Genomic DNA, 18,917 nt, shown 5'->3' with positions numbered 1-18,917 from the left:
CTTTGCTTGCTTCTGAAGTGCCCGTCAGCCGGAGACGATGAGTTCCGGATTGGCCTGCTGGCAGACGGCGTCGCCGGCGGTCTGGTTCACGATGTCCTCGGGTAGGGCCACGGCCCCGTACTTGGCGCCGCTGGTGAAGTCGGTTCCAAGGTAAACCTCCACACCCACCAGGGCGGGGGCGGGCAGGATCTGTCCAGCAGGAATCCCAAGCAGCGCAGCCACGTCCGTGGCCACGTCCTCGAAGCCAGGTCCGTAGTACACCACAGACTGTGCCACTGCCTGGGCTTCGAGTTGTCCGGTCTGGGCGAAGCCACCTGAGACCAGCGCCTGGACAATCTCCTGCGCGCGCCCGGGAACGCTGGTGCCGTTTGCCACCGTCACGGGCTGAAGTGTTTTGTCGTAGGGCGGCAGCGGCGTCGTCGTTTCCGTGGGCGCCGCAGTGGGTGGAGCGGTTGCCGGGTCAGTAGGTGATGGCGACGGCGTGGTGGGCGCCGTGGGATCAGTGAGGTCCACGTCCTTGCGGAGTGCCGAGAACAACTGGGCGCCTGCCGGCTCAGCGATCTCCAGCCGGTTCACGTCCAGCCGCGCAGTGGTGGTGGGTACGGCAACGAAGGCGACCTTGCTGATGTCAATGTCCTTGAGCCGGTTCCCGATGGTGAGCAGTGACGGCACAGATGCCAGTCCCTCGTCCACGGTCAGGTTCTGCGTGACCACGTCAGCGATGCGGAGCATCTTGGAGGGGTCGGACAGGGTGCCTTCGTCTTTGATCTTGCGGGTCAGGGAGGAGAGGAAGCCCTGCTGTGCCTTGATCCGCCCGAGGTCCCCGCCGTCGGCGAAGGCATGCCGGGTGCGCAGGAAGGCGAGGGCCATTTCGCCTTCCACAGAGGATGTGCCCTTTGGGAGCCGGAGGCGTGAATCCGGATCGTAGACGGCGTCACTAATACAGACTTCAACACCGCCCACGGTGTTGGAGAGTTCCTTGACGGCGTTGAAGTCCGCCATCATGAAGTGGTCGACTTCGAGCCCGGTGAGCTTGTTGACGGTGTCAACGGCACAGCCTATGCCGGCTTGGGCCATGGCCTCATTGATCATGACTCCGCTGCGGGCCGGGTAGACCTGGTTCGTCTTCTGGTCCTTGCACTGGGGAATGTCCACCAGCAGGTCACGGGGGAAACTGATGACATTGACGCGCTTGTTGTCGGCGGAAATGTCCATCAGCATCATCACGTCAGATTGTCCATACCCGCTGGAGTCCTCGGCCGTGCCGTATTCGGAGTTCTTGCCGTCCCTGGTGTCAGAGCCGAGGATCAGGATTTGCATCCGGTCGTTGGAGTCGCTGACAGGCTGGGCGGTGCCGTCCCCTGCGGTGAGCGGTGCTTTGGAGATGTTTGACTGCAGGCGGAAGTACCAATAGCCGGCGAAAGCCAGGCCGCCTACCACCACAACGGTGACGAGCGCGGTGGCTACTTTCAGCCATACCGGCATCCCGCGCTCTGGCCCAAGGTGGCGGGCGGCGCCCACCGCGGCATCTTCCGCGTGACGGGAAACAGGTCCTGATCCGGCTGACAGATCAGCTCCGTACTCGCGCTTGTCGCGGCCTCGCACCACAGGATGTACCTTCCTCTAAAAATCTGAATCCGGCCCATTTTAGTAGTCCAGGCTGGGAAAAAGCCGGGTGCCGCCGTCGGGGCACAGGCTAAGACGTTCTCAGAAGCCTAGCTTGACCAGCTGTTTGGGGTCGCGCTGCCAGTCCTTGGCTACCTTCACATGGAGGTCAAGGTAGATCCGGGTGCCCAGAAGGGCCTCGATTCCCTTTCGGGCATTCGTGCCCACTTCACGCAGCCTGCTGCCTCCCTTGCCGATAATGATTGCCTTCTGGGAGGGCCGTTCCACATAGAGGTTGACCCGCACGTCGAGCAGTTGGTTGTCCTCTGCCCGTCCTTCGCGGGGTACGATCTCGTCCACGACCACCGCCAGGGAGTGGGGCAGCTCATCGCGGACTCCCTCCAGGGCGGCCTCGCGAATCAGCTCAGCCACCATTACGGCTTCGGGCTCATCGGTAAGTTCGCCGCCGGGATACAGCGGAGGCGACGGCGGCATGTGGCTGATGAGCACATCGGCCACAGTTTCGACCTGGAAACCGTCAGCGGCTGAGACCGGAACGATGTCCTTCCAGCCTTCGTCCCCGAAGACCTCACGGCCGAGGGCGGCGACGGCGAGGAGCTGTTCCGTCAGCGCCTGGCGATCAACCAGGTCCGCTTTGGTGACGATGGCGATGACCGGCTTGTTGCCCACTGCGGCCAGCTGGGCAGCGATGTACTTGTCGCCGGGACCGATCTTTTCGTTGGCCGGGAGGCAGAACCCGATGGCGTCCACCTCGGCCAGGGTGTCTGCCACAAGATCGTTAAGGCGTTTACCCAGCAGCGTGCGGGGACGGTGCAGCCCGGGGGTATCCACCAGGATCAGCTGGGCGTCGTCACGGTGGACGATCCCGCGGATCGTGTGCCGGGTGGTCTGGGGCTTGGCCGAGGTGATGGCCACCTTCTTGCCCACCAACGCGTTGGTCAGCGTCGATTTGCCGGCGTTCGGGCGCCCCACCAGGACCGAAAAGCCGGCGCGGAAGCCACCGAAATCTTCATTGGAAGGGGCTTTACTTTTCTTGCTCACGTGGAACTCCCTGCTGGGTTGTTTCCGCCTCGTCGAGGAGGTCTTCAAGGTCAGTGTCTACTTTTGGTACGGCTGCCGCAACGATGTGGCTGACGCGGTTGCGGCGGCCTTCAAGCCGTTCGGCGCGCAGCGAGATGCCGCCCACCTCGACGGTGCTTCCCACGATCGGCACCCGGCCGAGGGCCTTCGCCAGCAGCCCGCCAACGGTGTCCACTTCGTCGTCGTCGAGTTCAATATCAAAAAGCTCGCCGAGGTCATCGATGCTCATGCGGGAGCTGACCCGGTAGGAGCCATCATCCAGTGCCACGGCTTCGGCACTTTCGGTATCGTATTCGTCCACGATTTCCCCGACGATCTCCTCGATGAGATCTTCCAGCGTGACCAGGCCCGCCGTGCCGCCGTATTCATCGATGACGATCGCCACGTGCGTGGATTCTTTCTGTAGCTCACGAAGCAGGTCGCTGACCGGCTTGGACTCCGGAACGTACCGCACCTCACGGGCCAAGGACTCGACAGGCGGTGGTTCCTCGTCCGGCGCCAATTCGTGCAGAGTGGCTGCCACGTCCTTCAGGTAGACGATTCCCAGGATCTGGTCCGTATTGTCCTGGATCACCGGAATCCTGGAATAGCCGGAGCGCAGGAACAAGGACATTGCCCGCCTGAGGCTGGACCCGGCGTCGATGCTGAGGATGTCAGTCCGGGGAACCATGACGGCGCGCACCAGCGTGTCGCCAAAGTCGAAGACGGACTGGATCATCTCCGCCTCGGTGTCCTCAATCATGTCCGATTCACTGGCCCGGTCCACAAGCTCGCGGAATTCCTGTTCGCTGAAGAATGCTTCGTCCCCGCCGGGCGCACCGGGCGCCGCAGCACTGCCCAGTGCCACCAGCCATGCCGGAATGGGACCAAGGACCCAGGTGAGGAACCGGATCAGCGGGGCCGTGAACCTCACGACAGCTGCCGAATGGAGCCGTCCGAGTTGCCGGGGAGAGACGCCAACGATCACGAAACCGAGCAGGGCCATGATGCCCGTGGCTGCCAGCCCGGCGAGCCAGACGTTGTCCAGCAGGCTGTGCAGCAGGACGGCCACGGCCACTGCCGAGGCCATCTCGAACCAGATCCGCCAAAACCTCAGCGCGCGGATGTGCGCCACCGGGTGGGCCATGATGCTTTTCATGGCGTTTCCGCGGCTCCTGAGGAGAGCCTCTTCGGCGTCGTGCCGTGGAAGGAAATTGAACGCAGCCTCAGCCGCGGTCAGGATGGCGGCAATGCTGAGGAAAGCCAGGGCCATGCCAACAAGGAGCAGGGGCGTCACTGCGTGGTCTCGGCGGGAGCTTCTTTGCCGGTGAAGCCGGACAGCAGTTCGCGCTGGAGCCCAAACATTTCAGCTTTTTCTTCGGGCTCTGCGTGGTCGTACCCCAAGAGGTGGAGGATACCGTGGGTGGTCAGCAGGAGCATCTCATCCTGGAGGGAGTGGCCCGCATTTTTGGCCTGGACTTTGGCAACCTGCGGGCAGACTGCAATGTCACCCAGCATTCCCTGCGGAGTGGGCCGGTCCGGAGTTCCAGGGGTCAGTTCATCCATGGGGACGGAGAGCACGTCTGTGGAACCGGGCTCGTCCATCAATTCAAGATGAAGTTTTTCCATCGCTGGTTCATCCACGAGGAGAATGGACAGTTCAGCCTGGGGGTGGATATAAAGCTGGCCAAAGATGTACCTGGACAGTGCAACCAGCTCCGCCTCGTCCACTTGGATACCGGATTCGTTGTTCACTTCAATGCTCATGCCCGCTCCCCCTGCTTTTCACGGCTCACCGAGTGCTTCACCCGGTTCCGTTGGACATCGTCCCAGACGCTGTACGCCTGCACAATGTCACCGACAAGGCGATGGCGTACGACGTCCGTCGCGTCCAGGACGGAGAAATTGATGTCCTCGATACCGCGCAGGATCTCCTCCACGATCCGCAATCCGGAACGCGTCCCAAACGGCAGGTCCACCTGGGTGACGTCCCCGGTCACCACCATTTTGGAACCAAAGCCGAGCCTGGTCAGGAACATCTTCATCTGTTCGGGTGTGGTGTTCTGCGCTTCGTCAAGGATGATGAAGGCATCGTTGAGCGTACGTCCGCGCATATAGGCCAAGGGCGCCACTTCGATGGTGCCGGCGGCCATCAGCCGCGGGATGGACTCCGGGTCCATCATGTCGTGCAGCGCGTCGTAGAGGGGACGGAGGTAGGGGTCGATTTTGTCGCTGAGCGTGCCGGGCAGGAAACCAAGCCGCTCCCCCGCTTCGACGGCCGGCCGGGTGAGGATAATGCGGCTGACTTCCTTCTGCTGAAGCGCCTGGACGGCCTTCGCCATGGCGAGGTAAGTCTTGCCGGTTCCGGCAGGACCGATGCCGAAAATCACCGTGTTGGCGTCGATCGCGTCTACGTAGTTTTTCTGGTTCAGCGTTTTGGGCCGGATGGTCCTGCCCCGGCTGGAAAGAATGTCATGGGTCAGGACATCGACCGGGTTTTGCAGGGACTGGCTCCGCAGCAGCGCCACCAGTTGCTGCAGCACTGCGGGGCTGATCACCGTGCCACGGGCTACCAGGCCCCGGACCTCCTGTAGCAGCCGCATGATCCTGGGGACATCGGCCGCCGGGCCGCTGATGGACAGTTCGTTGCCCCGCACATGGAAATTGACGGCGGGAAACTGATCTTCGATGAAACGCAACGCCTCATCGTGGCTACCGAGCGACTGGACCATCTGATCGGAGTTATCAAAGACAACCACCTCCGTCCGGATGCCGGGAAGGGTGTGGGGAAATTCTCCTGCGGTGCGCTCAGTGTTCAGCCGGCGCTTTCCGTTAGCTGATTCAGTCATGGTGCTGGCCCGCAGGCCTATGGTCCCCTCCAGTTCAAGTACGTAATCCCGCAGACCGCCGTGGCGTGTGGTCCCGCCCGTCGGAGGTCTCCGGATTCATACCATCTTACGCCAGCGCGCCGCTGTCAGCGGCTGGGGGCAGCCTTCCGCCAGTGCCGGAACGGCCCATGTGGGCGGGAAGTTGCCGTCATTAGGTATCAACTTCATATCGGCCTCATATCGTTCCCGTTGCAGTTGTACCGGGCAGCCGTCTTGCGCCACCGAGGCGACTTTCCTTATGCAATGCTGGAAATTCAAGGCCGTCCGGGGACCGGCTGCATCATCGCTGCCAGGAAGGATAGTGCCATCACCGTGCCGGGACCAGAAACGCCCCTTGCCTTGGGTACTGCCCTGGGGCGCATCCGCTCCACCGCCCTGCTGAGCCTCCTGCCTGCCGTCCTGATCCTCACGGGCTGCATCGCGGAGCCAGGGCCGGAGCCCACTGTGGTGCAGAATTCAAGCCAGGGCACCGAAAACACCTCGCCAGGGGTGCCGGCCACCAGCGCACCGCTCGAGACCACACAGTCGTCGAACAAGGCACCCGTCTATTGGATCGGCCGCAGCAACAGCAACGTTTTCCTGTACCGCGAGTTCAGGGACGTGCCCGAACAGGAAAACCCGGTTACAAGGGCACTGCGGGCCATGATGTCTGATAAACCGCTGGACCCGGACTTCTTTACCCCATGGCAGAACCCCAAGAAACTGGCCACGTCCATCTCGGGCAAAAACGTCATCACAGTGGACGTCTCGGAAGATGCCTTCAACAGCAACCTCGACGCCGACATGGCCGGCCGCGCCATCCAGCAGCTCGTCTATACGGCCACGGCAGCCGGGGCGAGTTCCGGGCTCATTGACTCCGGCCAGCAGATCCAGGTGATGATCCTGGTCGACGGCCACACGGACTATCTTGCTTTTGACCACGTGCGCCTCGGCACGCTCATGTCCCGGAGCCCGGGCATGGTGGCGCCGGTCTGGATTATCGATCCGCAGGAGAACGTAGAAGTCGCCGACGGCAGCGTGAAGATTACTGGCCGCAACACCCTGGCCGGTGGCAAGCTCCGCTGGCGGATCCTGCGCGAGGAAGACAACGGCGACAAGACGCCGTACCTGACCGGGGAAACCACGGCCGCGACCGAGGCCGCCCAGTCCGGAGTTTTTACCTTGGCCTTAACCCTCACGCCGGGCAACTATGAGCTTCGCGTCGCGCAGGCGGACACCTCAGGAAACGACCAGGAGCTGAACGTTGATACGCGCAGCTTCAGCGTGCGCTAGCTCGACTGTCAGAGCCCAGGTGCGGACCAGCGGCCCAACACATCGCTGGCCAGGACGACTGCAGCGGGGCCGGCGGTGGACGACCTGAGGACGTGGTGCCCCAGAAGCGCCGTTACGGCACCGGCACTGCACAGCCTGGTCACTTCACGCGGACTGATCCCGCCTTCCGGTCCCACAATGAGCAGGATTTCGCGGGTTTCGCTGCCGTTCGCAGCCGCCTGCCAATTCTCCAAAACGGACCGTAACGGCCGGACAGCGTCCTCGTGCAGGACGATTGCGAGATCGGCCACGCCGGCAGCCGCTGCCAGTCCGGGGGTTTCGACGGCGGCGCGCACCTCAGGAATCCAGGCCCGCCGGGCCTGCTTGGCCGCCGCCGTCGCCACCGACTGCCACTTGGCATGTGCCTTGGCTGCCCGTTCGCCCTTCCACCTCACGATGGACCGTTCGGACTGCCACGGGATGACCGCGTCAATCCCCAGTTCGGTGGCAGTTTCAACTGCTAGCTCGTCTCGGTCGCCCTTGGCCAGCGCCTGCACCAGGACAAGCCGGATGGCGGGCTTTTCTTCGACCGTCAGCGCCGAACACTCCACTGTCAGCTCCGACGGCGACGCCGCCACGACCGTGCCGGTCAACCGCTTGCCGGCCCCGTCTGCGATGTCCACGGACTCGCCGGGGGCAAGCCGCTTGACCGCTACCGCATGCCGCGCCTCAGCCCCTTCCAGGACAAAGTGGCCCCCTGGGACCATGTGGTCCAGCGTCCCGGGAGCGCTAAAAAAAACCGGATTGCTCACCCCTACAGGTTACCGAGCCGGTCCCGCAGCTTGGCAAAGACGCCGCCGCTGGCCGCGAGTTTGCCCTCAGTGAACTGCTCGCCGCGCAGTTTGGCCAGTTGCCGCAACAGGTCTTCCTGCGCCGAATCCAGTTTGGCCGGGGTCTCCACCTGAAGGTGTACCTTGAGGTCGCCGCGGCCATATCCGCGAAGGTGTGTCACGCCCAGGCCGCGCAGGGTGATGATCTCCCCTGACTGGGTTCCCGACTTGACGTCGATTTCCTGCAGCCCGTCGAAGGTTTCCAGGGAAAGTTCGGTTCCCAGCGCGGCAGCGGTCATGGGGATGTTGAGCGTTGCATGGAGGTCGTCGCCGTCACGTACGTACGTGGCGTCGTTGTTGACCCGGATCTCAACGTACAGGTCACCGGCCGGGCCGCCGGCCGGGCCTGCCTCGCCCTGGCCCGACAGCTGGATGCGGGTTCCGGTGGCTACGCCTGCAGGGACCTTGATGGTCATTGACCGCCGGCTACGGATCCGCCCCTGCCCGCTGCATTCGTTGCAGGGGTCCTTGATCACGGTGCCGAAGCCTTCGCAGCTGCCGCAGGGGGCGGCCGTCATGACCTGGCCAAGGATGGAGCGGACCGCTCTCTGGACCTGGCCGCTGCCGCCGCAAATGTCGCAGCGTTCCGGGTGGCTTCCCTCCCGGCAGCAGGAGCCGTTGCACGTGGGGCAAACGACTGCGGTGTCCACCTCAAGCTTCTTATTGACCCCGAACACGGCGTCGCGGAGTTCAATCCGGACACTGATGAGGGCGTCCTGGCCGCGCCGGACCCGTGATGCCGGACCCTGCGATCCGCCAGCGCCGAAGAAGGTATCGAAGATGTCCTGGAAGGCGAAGCCCTGTCCGGCGTAACCGCCGCCGCCGAAGCCGTTGTCGGTACCGTTTTCGTTGCCGGTGGTGTCGTAGACCCTGCGTTTCTGCGGGTCGGAGAGTACCTCGTAGGCGTGGGTCACGGCCTTGAAGCGGTCCGAGGCATCCTCACCGGGGTTGACGTCCGGGTGGAGCGTGCGGGCCAGCTTGCGGTAGGCCTTCTTGATCTCTTCCCCGGTGGCTTCCGGCGAGACTCCAAGGACGTCGTAGTGGCTGCTCAAAGTTCGTATCTCTTCCTGTTTGTACTGCTGCAGTCGGACTGCTTGTACTGCTCTTGTTGCCTGGGGCCCGGCCAGTTGCTGTCAGGGGCCCAGAATCCTCGAAAGGTAGCGGGCCACGGCCCTGACTGCTGCCATGGTGGTGGGGTAGTCCATGCGGGTAGGACCGAGCACCCCGATCTTGGCTGTGCTGTCCGGGCCGTACGCCGTGGCGACCACCGACGCTTCGGTGAGCCCGTCGTACGGGTTTTCGCGGCCGATGCTGACCGTCACGCCGCGCGGATCCTGTGCCATCTCGCTCAACAGGCGCAGCATGACCACTTGTTCCTCAAGCGCTTCCAGCACCGGGCCGATACTCAGGGGAAAGTCGACGTTGGACCGTGCGAGGTTGGCGGTGCCGGCCATGACCATGCGGTCTTCGCGGCTGCTGTGGGCAAGGACCTCCAGACCGTGCGCCAGGGCCTGCGCAGCCTGCCGCTGTCCTGGGCCCAGGCCGGAAACAACTGCCGGCAGCGACTGGGTCAACTGGCTCAGCGGCGTCCCTGCGAGCGAACCGAGGAACCGCCCCCGAATACCTGCCAGGGCGTCGTCACCAAGGTCCTGCCCGACGTCGACCACTTTCTGCTCCACCTTGCCGGTGTTGGCGATCAGGACAACAAGGACCTGGCGGGGAGCCAGCAACACGAACTCGATGTGCCGGATCGTGGCGCGGCTCAGGTGCGGGTACTGGACCACTGCCACCTGGTTGGTCAACTGCGACAGCAGCCGGACAGTGCGCTCCAGGACGTCGTCGAGATCGTCCGGGCCCTCCAGGAGGGTCTGGATGGCACGGCGTTCTGCCGGTGACAGCGGCTTCATGGCCGAAATCTGGTCGACAAACAGCCGGTAGCCCTTGTCTGTGGGGATGCGTCCGGCGCTGGTGTGCGGGGCGGTGATGAGGCCGTCGTCCTCAAGGGCTGCCATGTCGTTGCGGATCGTGGCGCTGGAGACGCCCAAATGGTGGCGTTCGACCAGCGCCTTCGAGCCCACAGGTTCGCGGGAGTGCACGTAGTCCTCAACGATGGCACGCAGTACTTCAAGTTTGCGCGGCTCGCTCACACTCCACCTCCATCCATGGTCACAGGCCGCCGGTTTCCCCGGCGCGTGCACCGGCCGCCGTCTTGGCGCGGCTTAGCACTCGACATGCCTAAGTGCTAACAGTCTAATATGACTCACCCCGTTGTTAGCATTGGTACCGCTCCGGGCGAAATTCCGGGCCAGGATCTAGGCAAGGCGGAACACATCCATGCAGTACCAGAACTGGGGTCCCCGGGAGATCGCCGTCCCCGTGAGGAATCAGCTCCCTGAAGTCCCGGTAGAGCGCGGGATGGTCCTGGAAGAGGTCCAGTCCGGCTGGGTGGGCGCCGTCACGCGGGTCGAGAAGTCAGGCGGAATGCATGTGGTGGCCCTTGAGGACCGGCGGGGCAAATCAAGGTCCTTCCGGCTCGGATTCGGTTTCCTCTTGGAGGGACAGCCGATCCGACTGATGCCCCCGGCGCCGCGGCAAGCCACCGCCCCGGCCGGGCGGACGGCCTCGGGCTCGGTCCGGGTAGCCGGTCAGCGCGCCCAGGTGGCCAAGGCCAGCAGGATCTGGGTGGAAGGAAAGCACGACGCCGAACTGGTGGAAAAAGTCTGGGGAGACGACCTCCGGGTGGAGGGCATCGTCGTCGAGCCTTTGCATGGAATCGATGACCTCGCTGCGGCCGTGGCAGACTTCGCACCGGGGCCGGGCCGCCGGCTTGGAGTGCTCGTTGACCACCTGGTTCCCGATTCCAAGGAATCGCGGATTGCGGATGCCGTGATGGCATCCCCGGGCGCTGCCGGCAATGTCCTGATTGTGGGGCATCCGTACGTTGACGTATGGCAAGCCATCCGGCCTTCCGTGCTGGGAATTGAAAGGTGGCCGGTGGTCCCACGTGGCCAGGACTGGAAGACCGGCATCCTCGCGGCGTTCGGTTGGCCGCATTCCACGAAGGAAGATATCGGCCTGGGCTGGCAGAAACTCCTGGGGGCGGTCCGCAGCTACGCAGACCTTGAAGCCTCGCTGCTGGGCAGGGTTGAAGAGGTCATCGACTTCCTCACCGTTCCCTAGCAGTATTCTTGGTACTGCAGTTGCCAGTGCGCTTGAGCCCGGCACACTGTAACTTTGAATGTTCTACCCCCGCACCATTGCTTTTCGAAGGAAGACACCGTGGCAGAAAACGCACACGAACACAGGGACAACCAGAGCGGCCAGGGCCGCTCCGAGTACCATGGCGTTCCAGCAAATGCGCTGCCGCTAACGGCCAGCGAAGACCGGCAGTGGGCAACCCTGGCGCATTTCGGCGGCATCCTCGGGTGCGTGCCGTCGCTGCTGATCTACCTCATCTTCCGGGAACGTGGGCCGTTTACCGCCCAGGAATCCAAGGAGGCGCTGAACTTCAGCCTGCCGCCCACCATCGCGGCCGTTGTGGCCAACCTTCTGGTGTTCATCCCTGTGGTCGGCAACATTTTCGCCGTGATTGCCACCCTCATCTGGATCGCATTGACTTGCTACTCGGTTGCCGCCGGCATCCACGTGAACCGGGGCCAGCCGCACCGCTACCAGTACAACCTGCGGTGGATCAAATAAGGGTCAGCTTCCGCTGGCTCCGCTAAGCGGCGTCAGGAGGTCCCGAGCCGGGCTTGCAGGAAACGACTCCCGCGTCAGTCCGGCAGGATCCTGCGGACCACGGCGTCAGCCAGCAGACGGCCCTTCAGCGTCAGGACGAGGCTTCCCTGAAAGGCGGAGGCAGGGTCCACCAGCCCGTCGGCGATGAGTCCAGCCACTTCTTTCCGGCCTGACTCCCCCAGCGAACTGATGCCCACACCTGAGACGAGCCGTGCCTCAAGCATGATCCGCTCCATGTCCCGGGTGCCGTCGTCGAGCGTTTCCCGCCCTGCTGCCGGCGAGAGCCCTTGAGCCAACCGGCCGGCGTAGGCGGTGGGGTGCTTGACGTTCCACCAGCGCACGCCGCCCACGTGCGAGTGGGCTCCGGGACCGATGCCCCACCAGTCGTCGCCGCGCCAATAGGCCAGGTTGTGCCGGCACGCCTGCTCCGGCGTCCGTGACCAGTTGCTGACTTCATACCAGCTCAGACCCGCTTCGCGAATCAGCTGGTCCGCGAGTTCATACTTGTCCGCGTGGTCGTCGTCGTCGATTCCGGGGACTTCACCGCGGCGGATCTGGGCTGCCAGCTTGGTACCGTCCTCCACGATCAGCGCGTAGGCGCTGATGTGATCAGGCTGGTACGACAGGGCCGTCTCAAGGGAGTACCGCCAGTCGTCCAGTGACTCTCCCGGTGTGCCGTAGATCAGGTCCAGGCTCACAGCCAGTCCGGCGTCCCGCGCCCATTGCACCACTTGCGGCACGCGGCTGGGGGTATGGGTACGGTCCAGGACCTTCAGCACATGGGGCACGGCGGACTGCATTCCGAAGGAAACCCTGGTAAATCCGGCATCCTTGAGGACGGCAAGGGATTCCGGGGTGACGGAGTCCGGGTTGGCCTCGGTAGTGACCTCAGCGCCGGGCTCCAGGCCCCACTCGCCAATGGCAGCGCCGAGAATTCGGGCCAGGTCCCCGGCCGGAAGCAGCGTTGGCGTCCCGCCGCCGAAGAACACGGTGCTCAGCGGCCGGTCCGGAATTCCGGAGTTCCGCAGCACTGCTGCTGCGAAGTCCACCTCTGAGACGGCCGTGGCGGCGTAGGCATCCTGCGACGCGCCGCCTCCCAGCTCCGTGGCCGTGTAGGTGTTGAAGTCGCAGTATCCGCAGCGGACCGCACAGAACGGAATGTGCACGTACAGCCCGAACGCCCGGTCCGCCGAACCTTCCGCTGCCTGGGCGGGCAGCAGACCGTCCGACGGCGCGGGGTCGCCGAGGGGAAGAACGCTAGGCACGGGTGCGGCCTCCGGTGGTTCCGGCCACGGTCATCACTACTTCTTGGCCTTGTCCTTGGACTCGTCGGTGGTCAGCGCGGCAATGAAGGCTTCCTGCGGGACCTCTACGCGGCCCACCATCTTCATGCGCTTCTTGCCTTCCTTCTGCTTTTCCAGCAGTTTGCGCTTTCGGGAAATGTCACCGCCGTAGCACTTGGCAAGAACGTCCTTGCGGATGGCCCGGATGCTCTCCCTGGCGATGATCCTGGAACCGATGGCAGCCTGGATGGGCACCTCGAACTGCTGGCGGGGAATCAGTTCGCGCAGCTTGGTAGTCATCATTACACCGTAGGCATAGGCCTTGTCGCGGTGCGTGATGGCCGAGAACGCATCCACCTGCTCGCCTTGGAGCATGATGTCCACCTTCACGAGGTCGGCCACCTGCTCGCCGTCCGCTTTCCAGTCCAGTGAGCCATAGCCGCGGGTCTTGGACTTGAGGATGTCGAAGAAGTCGAAGACGATCTCGGCCAGTGGCAGGCGGTACCGGATTTCCACACGGTCCTCGGACAGGTAGTCCATGCCGCCCATCACGCCGCGGCGGCTCTGGCACAACTCCATGATGGCGCCCACGAACTCGTTCGGAGCCAGGATGGTAGCGGACACCATCGGCTCACGGACTTCGGCGATCTTGCCGGAGGGGTATTCGCTGGGGTTGGTCACATGGACAACCTTCTTGTCCTCCAGCGTCACCTCGTATTCCACGTTGGGGGCTGTGGAGATCAGGTCGAGGTTGTATTCGCGTTCGAGCCGTTCCCTGGTGATTTCCAGGTGGAGCAGCCCAAGGAAGCCCACGCGGAAGCCAAATCCAAGAGCGGCGGACGTTTCTGGCTCATACACCAGTGCGGCGTCGTTGAGCATCAGCTTCTCCAGCGCATCGCGGAGCACCGGGTAGTCCGTGCCATCCAGCGGATACAGGCCGGAGAAGACCATGGGCTTGGCATCCGCATAGCCAGGAAGGGAATCAGAGGCAGGCTTGGCAAGGTTGGTGACGGTGTCGCCAACCTTGGACAGCCGGACGTCCTTAACGCCGGTGATGAGGTAGCCGACTTCGCCAACACCAAGGCCTTTGGAAGGGGTGGGTTCCGGGGAGCTCACGCCGATCTCGAGGAGTTCGTGCGTGGCCCTGGTGGACATCATCTGGATGCGTTCGCGGGGGTGCAGCATGCCGTCGACCACGCGGACGTAGGTGACCACGCCGCGGTAGGTGTCATAGACCGAGTCGAAGATCATGGCGCGGGCGGGGGCGTTGGCGTCGCCCACGGGTGCAGGCAGGTCGCGGACGATTTTGTCCAGCAGCGCTTCGACGCCCATACCGGTTTTGCCGGAGACACGAAGCACGTCGTCGGGGTCGCCGCCGATCAGGCTGGCCAGTTCCGCGGCGTACTTTTCGGGCTGGGCAGCCGGGAGGTCGATCTTGTTCAGGACCGGGATGATGGTGAGGTTGTTTTCCATCGCCAAGTAAAGGTTGGCAAGGGTCTGGGCTTCAATGCCCTGGGCCGCATCAACAAGGAGCACCGCACCTTCGCAGGCCGCAAGCGAGCGGGAAACCTCATACGTGAAGTCCACGTGGCCGGGTGTGTCAATCATGTTCAGCGCGTAGCTGGTGCCATCGAGTTCCCAGGGCATACGGACGGCCTGGGACTTGATGGTGATGCCGCGTTCGCGCTCGATGTCCATCCGGTCCAAGTACTGGGCCTTCATGTCGCGGGACTGGACCACTCCGGTGTACTGCAGCATCCGGTCGGCCAGGGTGGACTTACCGTGGTCAATGTGCGCGATGATGCAGAAATTCCGAATAATGGCCGGATCTGTCGCGGCGGGCACCGGGGCGGTGCGGGCCATGGGAGACACGCAGGGTCCTTACTGTTGGCATTCACACGGCCACCACCAGGACACGCCGACGGCGCCCTGCGGACGGGCCGCACATTTTCAACCTCCAGTGTCCCACGTCAGTGCCTGTCGCACCGCATCCGGCCGACAACTCTCCAGCGACATAGCCAGGGCCGCGTTTCCCACGCAGCGATAGGGTTGTCCCATGGCACTGAACTTCCGCTCACTGGTCAATGCGTTCCGGACGTCTATCCGCGTTTTCGACACGATACGGCGGGACCAAAGGACCGCCACCCCCGGCACCAAGGTGGGCAGCCCGGCGCGGACACCGGCGAAACGGGCAAAGCCTGCAGCACCAGCATCCGCTTCCGCCGGCACAGGGACCGCAGCCGATTACCCGGGCGACTTCCACGGCGCTGTAGCCGTCAAGTACGCCCCACATCCTGACGGCTCGCCCGATCCGGGTGAAGTGGTGTGGACCTGGGTGCCCTATGAAGAGGACTACACCAGGGGCAAGGATCGTCCTGTGCTGCTGATCGGGCACAACGGCCGCCACCTCCTGGGGCTTATGCTCACGAGCCGCGACCACGACCAGGAAGCCCACGCCAGCCAGGACTACGTGGATATCGGCACCGGCGCCTGGGACCGGCAGTCCAGGCCAAGCGAAGCCAAGCTTGACCGAATCCTGCAAGTCAGCCCTGATCGGATCCGCCGCGAGGGTGCAGTTCTTGACCGGCAGCGCTTCAATGTTGTCGCGGCTGCACTCCAGAAGCGACACGCGTGGGACCAGGTCCGCTAAATGGCCAGCCTTCGGGCCAATCTGCTATTCTTTATAGCTGTGTGTCCGTGCAGGTCGACGGCCACTGATGGTTGGCCGCCATAGGTATCCCCACGCCGCTCAGTCAATGGCCAATCTGAAAGCCCTCTAGACCATTTCCGCATTAAAAAGAGAGTTCACACGTGGCTAATATCAAGTCCCAGAAGAAGCGCATCCTCACCAACGAGAAGGCACGCCTGCGCAACAACGCAGTCAAGTCTGAGCTGAAGACGGCCATCCGCGCCGTCAACACCGCCGTTGAGTCCACCGACAAGGATGCAGCTGCTGTTGCCCTGGTTGCCGCCAGCCGCAAGCTGGACAAGGCTGTCAGCAAGGGTGTTCTGCACAAGAACAACGCAGCGAACCGCAAGTCGGCGATCTCCAAGAAGGTCAACGCACTGTAAGGTTTCCAGTTCCCTGAACTGATGGTTGTGGCCGGCACCCCTGGGTGCCGGCCACACCGCTTTAAGCGCTACTCAGTCTGGTCTCATATGCATTTTCAGATGCTATGACTCGGCGCTTCCCTTCGATGTGTGGTTCAGGCGGAACTACCTGAGACGAGCAGGAGGGAGTTGATGATGGCGACGACGACGAAGAGAATCGCCAGGCGCCAGTTCTGGGCTCCAAGGACTGTCTTGGCAGCTGCAATGTAGATGCCGGCTGCGATGGCGCCGAACAGGATACGCACCCAGGCTTGACCGAGGAGGCCGATCGCGTCGGGCTGCAAAAACAGTCCCATGATGAGGACAGTGGCCAAAAACGGGATTTGACCCAGAAGAACCCAAAACCAGCTGGCCCTGAGGGTGGGGCCATGTCCTTTGACGATGCCCTTGTACATAAGCCTCAGTACGAGGCCTTGTAGAAACGACGCCAGGATACTCCAGACAATGACGCCCACGCGAAGGAAGGTGACGAGCACTTCGCGGCTCGAAAACTGGTTGTGTTCGGCATTTTCTGTAACTAGCCGTTCAATGCCGGTTCCTACCGCAAATTGGGCAGCTGCACTGTATGCAAGCAGGAGGCAGATGATCCAGACGGGGTTGAGTTTCTTCAGGCTCTGCGGAGTGGGATGACTGGACGTCTCTGGGTTCGCGGAGGTCATTACTTACCTTTCAAGTAGTGCGTGTTCGGCCCACTCGGCAAGTGCCGCCAGGATGTAGAAGATGGCGGGGGCAGTGAGTACTTCGCCCATTGTCTGAGCCATGCAGCGCCAGGTGCCTTCTTTTCTGATCGTTCCGAGAAGTGTCGGCCAGAACAGACGTGCCCCTTGGATGGTGAGTGCCCACGCCACGGTCTCGAGGGGCACATGGACCACGGTGAGCGCAACGGTCTGTTGCAGGCCAACAGCGGCGGTAGCGGCAACCAGGCCCATCCCGAGCCAAAAGCCGTTGAGGATCATCATGACGATCGCACCGTAGTGGGTCAGAAATAGTGCGAGAACGGCCAAGGAAGCGTTGTGCAGAAGAATTCCTGGCGCGCTAATGGAGGTTAGGTCGCTGGTGCTGTCCCACGTGAAGAGAGAAGCAAGACCAATCCCACAGACGATAGCGATCAGAATCTTCAAGAAATCGATGCCCAGATACGGGAAGCGAGTGAGAGGAGTGCTCACCTTCGCGCTCCTGTTGGGCTCAGTTCGACCGCATCATTTTGGCGGACCACGAGATCGTAGTCGGTCCAGTGGTTTTCTTCGTGGGTAGCCACGAGGACCAGACGGCTTTTCCCTACGGTGAGAATGGACTTGCGTGCAGCCAAAGAGGCTTGCTGGTCCAATCCGTTGTTTGGCTCGTCCAGCAGTAGGACATCGACGTTCTTGAGTGCCAAGGCCACCGTCAGAACAAGTCGCTGGCGTTGTCCGAGGGATAGGTCTCCAACCTTGATTGGCATCATCTCTTCCGTCAGAAGATGACGCCAGTCATCTTCTGACGGAAGAGTCAGCGGTCTGACCATAGCCAAGTGTTCTTCGACCGTGAGGTAGTCGAGCGTAAGAAACTCCGTGTCCAGATAGGCCGCCGTGAAGTCCTTTCTCCACCGCGTGATCTCCGTGCAGGATGTCGCGATCACCCCACCGAGGAGCTTGAGCAGGGTCGTTTTGCCGCATCCATTCGGCCCTCGAAGCGCAACAACGCCTCGGTCCGGAAGATCCACAGAGGCTGCGTCGAAAACGAGGTGGGATCCAAAGGCATGATCTACACGCGACAGAGATTTCATGTGTCCTCCGTCTCGGTGGCTGATAGTTCACGCAGCCATGCAGGGGCGTCTTTGAGAGCAAGGACTGTCAAGAGAACAGCCACCAGAGCAAGCGCGCCGGACGTGAGGCCGAGCCAGGGAGTTTGTGCTGCTGGCGGTGTGATCGTTCCCAGAATGCCTGAGAACACAACCGCAAGCCCGGCGCAAAGCGCTGCGCCTAAGCCGGCCTTGGATTTCTGCACCAATTTCGAAATGTGCGAGGCTGGCAAAACGGCAGTCCGACGCTGGACAATCAAGGCATCGATGCTGATCTCTAAAGCGACAAGTGCAAAAAGCAAGAGTGGCACCTGAGTATATTTTCCTAAAAAGAAGAATACGCATAGCCCCAAGGTCAAAGGTGTAGTCACGACTGTTGCGGCCACTAGGCTGTGGAAAATAATCGGCCGTACCCAGGATGGTCTAAGCCGTACGAGGAATAAGGCAAAACCCAGCGTTTCAGGCGAAGCGATCCTTGCGAAGGATGACCGGTAAAGAACCAACCCCAAGAAGAAAACAGCAAGAGCAATATACGGTGCCGTCCTCGGCCATGGGGTCTTTTCCATAATTGACAGAGCCAAGCTTGACAACAGGAAAATGCTTCCTGATTTGATTGATAAATCAGTCAGCAATCCTCGGCTACGCAGGGCGCGGGGGTCAGCGGTGGCCCTGTAAAGGGCAGGTGTAGAGGTGGCGATAATAACGGTACCAGCCAGAATCAACAACAACGCGGAACCAAAACCGGAGCCTAGGTTTTCACCGCCCGCCAACCACGACGCATTCGCAAGAATAATAATGAGGCTGCTCGCAGATAAGACACCAATCAAAACAACGAGCACCCGGATGGTGATTCTCTTCAGAGGTGCCACGACAAGAATTGATGAACCAAACAGAGCCCCGAAGGCTAATAGATTACTGGCGTGGTGCCACTGCAGGTTCTGAAGGACGAGCATACTGGCAAGACCCAGATCCATCAGGACCCAACCCGCGCGCATCCCCGCCTCCAGGGGTATCGAAACGGAATTCCAGCAACGGTGGGCCTGCCTATAGCGACGCCTCGCCTGTAAAAGCGTGACTGCCAACAACACGGCCGCAATGCTCACCACGTCAGGAGTGCTGAGCGGAATTCCCAAGGTGACTAATCCAGCCGACTGAGGCGTCCACAAAAAACCGACGCCGATGATGAGTAATGTCAACAAGTACCCGAAGATCAGTACCTTATTTACCGCTGCAGCGTGAGAGGGAAAACCTATGCTTTTCAGAAGATCCTGGAGTCGGTGGGACCTGCGCC

The 18,917-nt window shown here is 62.3% G+C and carries 19 protein-coding genes; 5 read left to right on the top strand and 14 right to left on the bottom strand.

Features of this window, described 5'->3' with window-relative positions:
- Positions 1–24: 24 nt before the first annotated feature.
- The 5 genes from V9L17_RS09075 to V9L17_RS09055 form a co-directional block, all read right to left on the bottom strand.
- The gene (locus V9L17_RS09075; RefSeq protein ID WP_443197971.1) at positions 25–1,608 is read right to left on the bottom strand and encodes an LCP family protein; all 1,584 of its coding nucleotides are present in this window, start codon (positions 1,606–1,608) and stop codon (positions 25–27) included.
- A 99-nt stretch (positions 1,609–1,707) separates the two neighbouring features.
- Positions 1,708–2,667, bottom strand: a complete 960-nt coding sequence (era, locus tag V9L17_RS09070) for a GTPase Era (protein ID WP_337348546.1) — start codon at positions 2,665–2,667, stop codon at positions 1,708–1,710.
- Positions 2,651–3,982 (bottom strand): hemolysin family protein, encoded by a 1,332-nt coding sequence (locus tag V9L17_RS09065; protein ID WP_337348547.1) that lies wholly within the window; start codon positions 3,980–3,982, stop codon positions 2,651–2,653. Before V9L17_RS09065 ends, era begins: the two co-directional genes overlap by 17 nt.
- On the bottom strand, positions 3,979–4,452 hold the full coding sequence (ybeY, locus tag V9L17_RS09060) for an rRNA maturation RNase YbeY (protein WP_337348548.1): 474 nt from the start codon (positions 4,450–4,452) through the stop codon (positions 3,979–3,981). The genes V9L17_RS09065 and ybeY overlap by 4 nt, the downstream gene beginning before the upstream one ends.
- On the bottom strand, positions 4,449–5,534 hold the full coding sequence (locus V9L17_RS09055) for a PhoH family protein (RefSeq protein WP_337348549.1): 1,086 nt from the start codon (positions 5,532–5,534) through the stop codon (positions 4,449–4,451). Before V9L17_RS09055 ends, ybeY begins: the two co-directional genes overlap by 4 nt.
- A 390-nt stretch (positions 5,535–5,924) precedes the next feature.
- On the opposite strand from V9L17_RS09055, the gene V9L17_RS09050 reads away from it, so the two are divergent.
- On the top strand, positions 5,925–6,845 hold the full coding sequence (locus V9L17_RS09050; protein WP_337348624.1) for a GerMN domain-containing protein: 921 nt from the start codon (positions 5,925–5,927) through the stop codon (positions 6,843–6,845).
- 8 nt (positions 6,846–6,853) lie between these two features.
- Here V9L17_RS09050 and V9L17_RS09045 read toward each other — a convergent pair whose 3' ends face one another.
- The 3 genes from V9L17_RS09045 to hrcA all read right to left on the bottom strand — a co-directional run bounded on the left by V9L17_RS09045 (position 6,854) and on the right by hrcA (position 9,861).
- Positions 6,854–7,636: a 16S rRNA (uracil(1498)-N(3))-methyltransferase gene (locus tag V9L17_RS09045; RefSeq protein ID WP_337348550.1), complete on the bottom strand. Its 783-nt coding sequence runs from the start codon at positions 7,634–7,636 to the stop codon at positions 6,854–6,856.
- Positions 7,637–7,638: 2 nt separating this feature from the next.
- Positions 7,639–8,766, bottom strand: coding sequence for a molecular chaperone DnaJ (dnaJ, locus tag V9L17_RS09040; RefSeq protein ID WP_337348551.1), 1,128 nt, complete (start codon positions 8,764–8,766; stop codon positions 7,639–7,641).
- Between the two features lie 81 nt (positions 8,767–8,847).
- Entirely contained in the window at positions 8,848–9,861 is a 1,014-nt protein-coding gene (hrcA, locus tag V9L17_RS09035) for a heat-inducible transcriptional repressor HrcA (protein WP_337348552.1), read from the bottom strand.
- A gap of 187 nt (positions 9,862–10,048) precedes the next feature.
- Between hrcA and V9L17_RS09030 the strand changes: the two genes are divergently transcribed.
- Together V9L17_RS09030 and V9L17_RS09025 are read left to right on the top strand one after the other, a co-directional pair.
- Complete coding sequence (locus V9L17_RS09030; RefSeq protein ID WP_337348553.1) at positions 10,049–10,894, top strand: DUF3097 domain-containing protein; 846 nt, start codon at positions 10,049–10,051, stop codon at positions 10,892–10,894.
- A 99-nt stretch (positions 10,895–10,993) separates the two neighbouring features.
- Positions 10,994–11,413, top strand: a complete 420-nt coding sequence (locus V9L17_RS09025; RefSeq protein WP_337348554.1) for a DUF4870 domain-containing protein — start codon at positions 10,994–10,996, stop codon at positions 11,411–11,413.
- A gap of 74 nt (positions 11,414–11,487) precedes the next feature.
- Here V9L17_RS09025 and hemW read toward each other — a convergent pair whose 3' ends face one another.
- Both hemW and lepA read right to left on the bottom strand, forming a co-directional pair.
- On the bottom strand, positions 11,488–12,717 hold the full coding sequence (gene hemW / locus V9L17_RS09020) for a radical SAM family heme chaperone HemW (protein WP_337348555.1): 1,230 nt from the start codon (positions 12,715–12,717) through the stop codon (positions 11,488–11,490).
- Between the two features lie 36 nt (positions 12,718–12,753).
- Entirely contained in the window at positions 12,754–14,607 is a 1,854-nt protein-coding gene (lepA, locus tag V9L17_RS09015; RefSeq protein ID WP_337348556.1) for a translation elongation factor 4, read from the bottom strand.
- Between the two features lie 184 nt (positions 14,608–14,791).
- On the opposite strand from lepA, the gene V9L17_RS09010 reads away from it, so the two are divergent.
- The gene (locus V9L17_RS09010; RefSeq protein WP_337348557.1) at positions 14,792–15,385 is read left to right on the top strand and encodes a type II toxin-antitoxin system PemK/MazF family toxin; all 594 of its coding nucleotides are present in this window, start codon (positions 14,792–14,794) and stop codon (positions 15,383–15,385) included.
- Between the two features lie 161 nt (positions 15,386–15,546).
- Positions 15,547–15,807 (top strand): 30S ribosomal protein S20, encoded by a 261-nt coding sequence (gene rpsT / locus V9L17_RS09005; RefSeq protein ID WP_066291556.1) that lies wholly within the window; start codon positions 15,547–15,549, stop codon positions 15,805–15,807.
- A gap of 134 nt (positions 15,808–15,941) precedes the next feature.
- Here rpsT and V9L17_RS09000 read toward each other — a convergent pair whose 3' ends face one another.
- From V9L17_RS09000 to V9L17_RS08985, 4 genes are read right to left on the bottom strand one after another with little or no spacing between them, the layout of a single operon-like run.
- Positions 15,942–16,505: a hypothetical protein gene (locus tag V9L17_RS09000; RefSeq protein WP_337348558.1), complete on the bottom strand. Its 564-nt coding sequence runs from the start codon at positions 16,503–16,505 to the stop codon at positions 15,942–15,944.
- 3 nt (positions 16,506–16,508) lie between these two features.
- Entirely contained in the window at positions 16,509–17,012 is a 504-nt protein-coding gene (locus tag V9L17_RS08995; protein ID WP_337348559.1) for a hypothetical protein, read from the bottom strand.
- Positions 17,009–17,611: an ATP-binding cassette domain-containing protein gene (locus V9L17_RS08990; protein WP_337348560.1), complete on the bottom strand. Its 603-nt coding sequence runs from the start codon at positions 17,609–17,611 to the stop codon at positions 17,009–17,011. Before V9L17_RS08990 ends, V9L17_RS08995 begins: the two co-directional genes overlap by 4 nt.
- The gene (locus V9L17_RS08985) at positions 17,608–18,825 is read right to left on the bottom strand and encodes a hypothetical protein (RefSeq protein ID WP_337348561.1); all 1,218 of its coding nucleotides are present in this window, start codon (positions 18,823–18,825) and stop codon (positions 17,608–17,610) included. Before V9L17_RS08985 ends, V9L17_RS08990 begins: the two co-directional genes overlap by 4 nt.
- Positions 18,826–18,917 lie beyond the last annotated feature (92 nt).

The organism is Pseudarthrobacter sp. CCNWLW207 (assembly GCF_037203945.1).
Lineage (GTDB): Bacteria > Actinomycetota > Actinomycetes > Actinomycetales > Micrococcaceae > Arthrobacter.
This window is presented reverse-complemented; position numbering and strand designations above follow the sequence as displayed.

What these genes read in the sequence shown, in the direction of transcription:
- V9L17_RS09030 (WP_337348553.1), top strand. Translation starts at nt 10,049, where the DNA reads ATGCAGTACCAGAACTGGGGTCCCCGGGAGATCGCCGTCCCCGTGAGG.
- V9L17_RS09010 (WP_337348557.1), top strand. Translation starts at nt 14,792, where the DNA reads ATGGCACTGAACTTCCGCTCACTGGTCAATGCGTTCCGGACGTCTATC.
- V9L17_RS09000 (WP_337348558.1), bottom strand. Translation starts at nt 16,505, where the DNA reads ATGACCTCCGCGAACCCAGAGACGTCCAGTCATCCCACTCCGCAGAGC.
- ybeY (WP_337348548.1), bottom strand. Translation starts at nt 4,452, where the DNA reads ATGAGCATTGAAGTGAACAACGAATCCGGTATCCAAGTGGACGAGGCG.
- V9L17_RS08990 (WP_337348560.1), bottom strand. Translation starts at nt 17,611, where the DNA reads ATGAAATCTCTGTCGCGTGTAGATCATGCCTTTGGATCCCACCTCGTT.
- V9L17_RS09055 (WP_337348549.1), bottom strand. Translation starts at nt 5,534, where the DNA reads ATGACTGAATCAGCTAACGGAAAGCGCCGGCTGAACACTGAGCGCACC.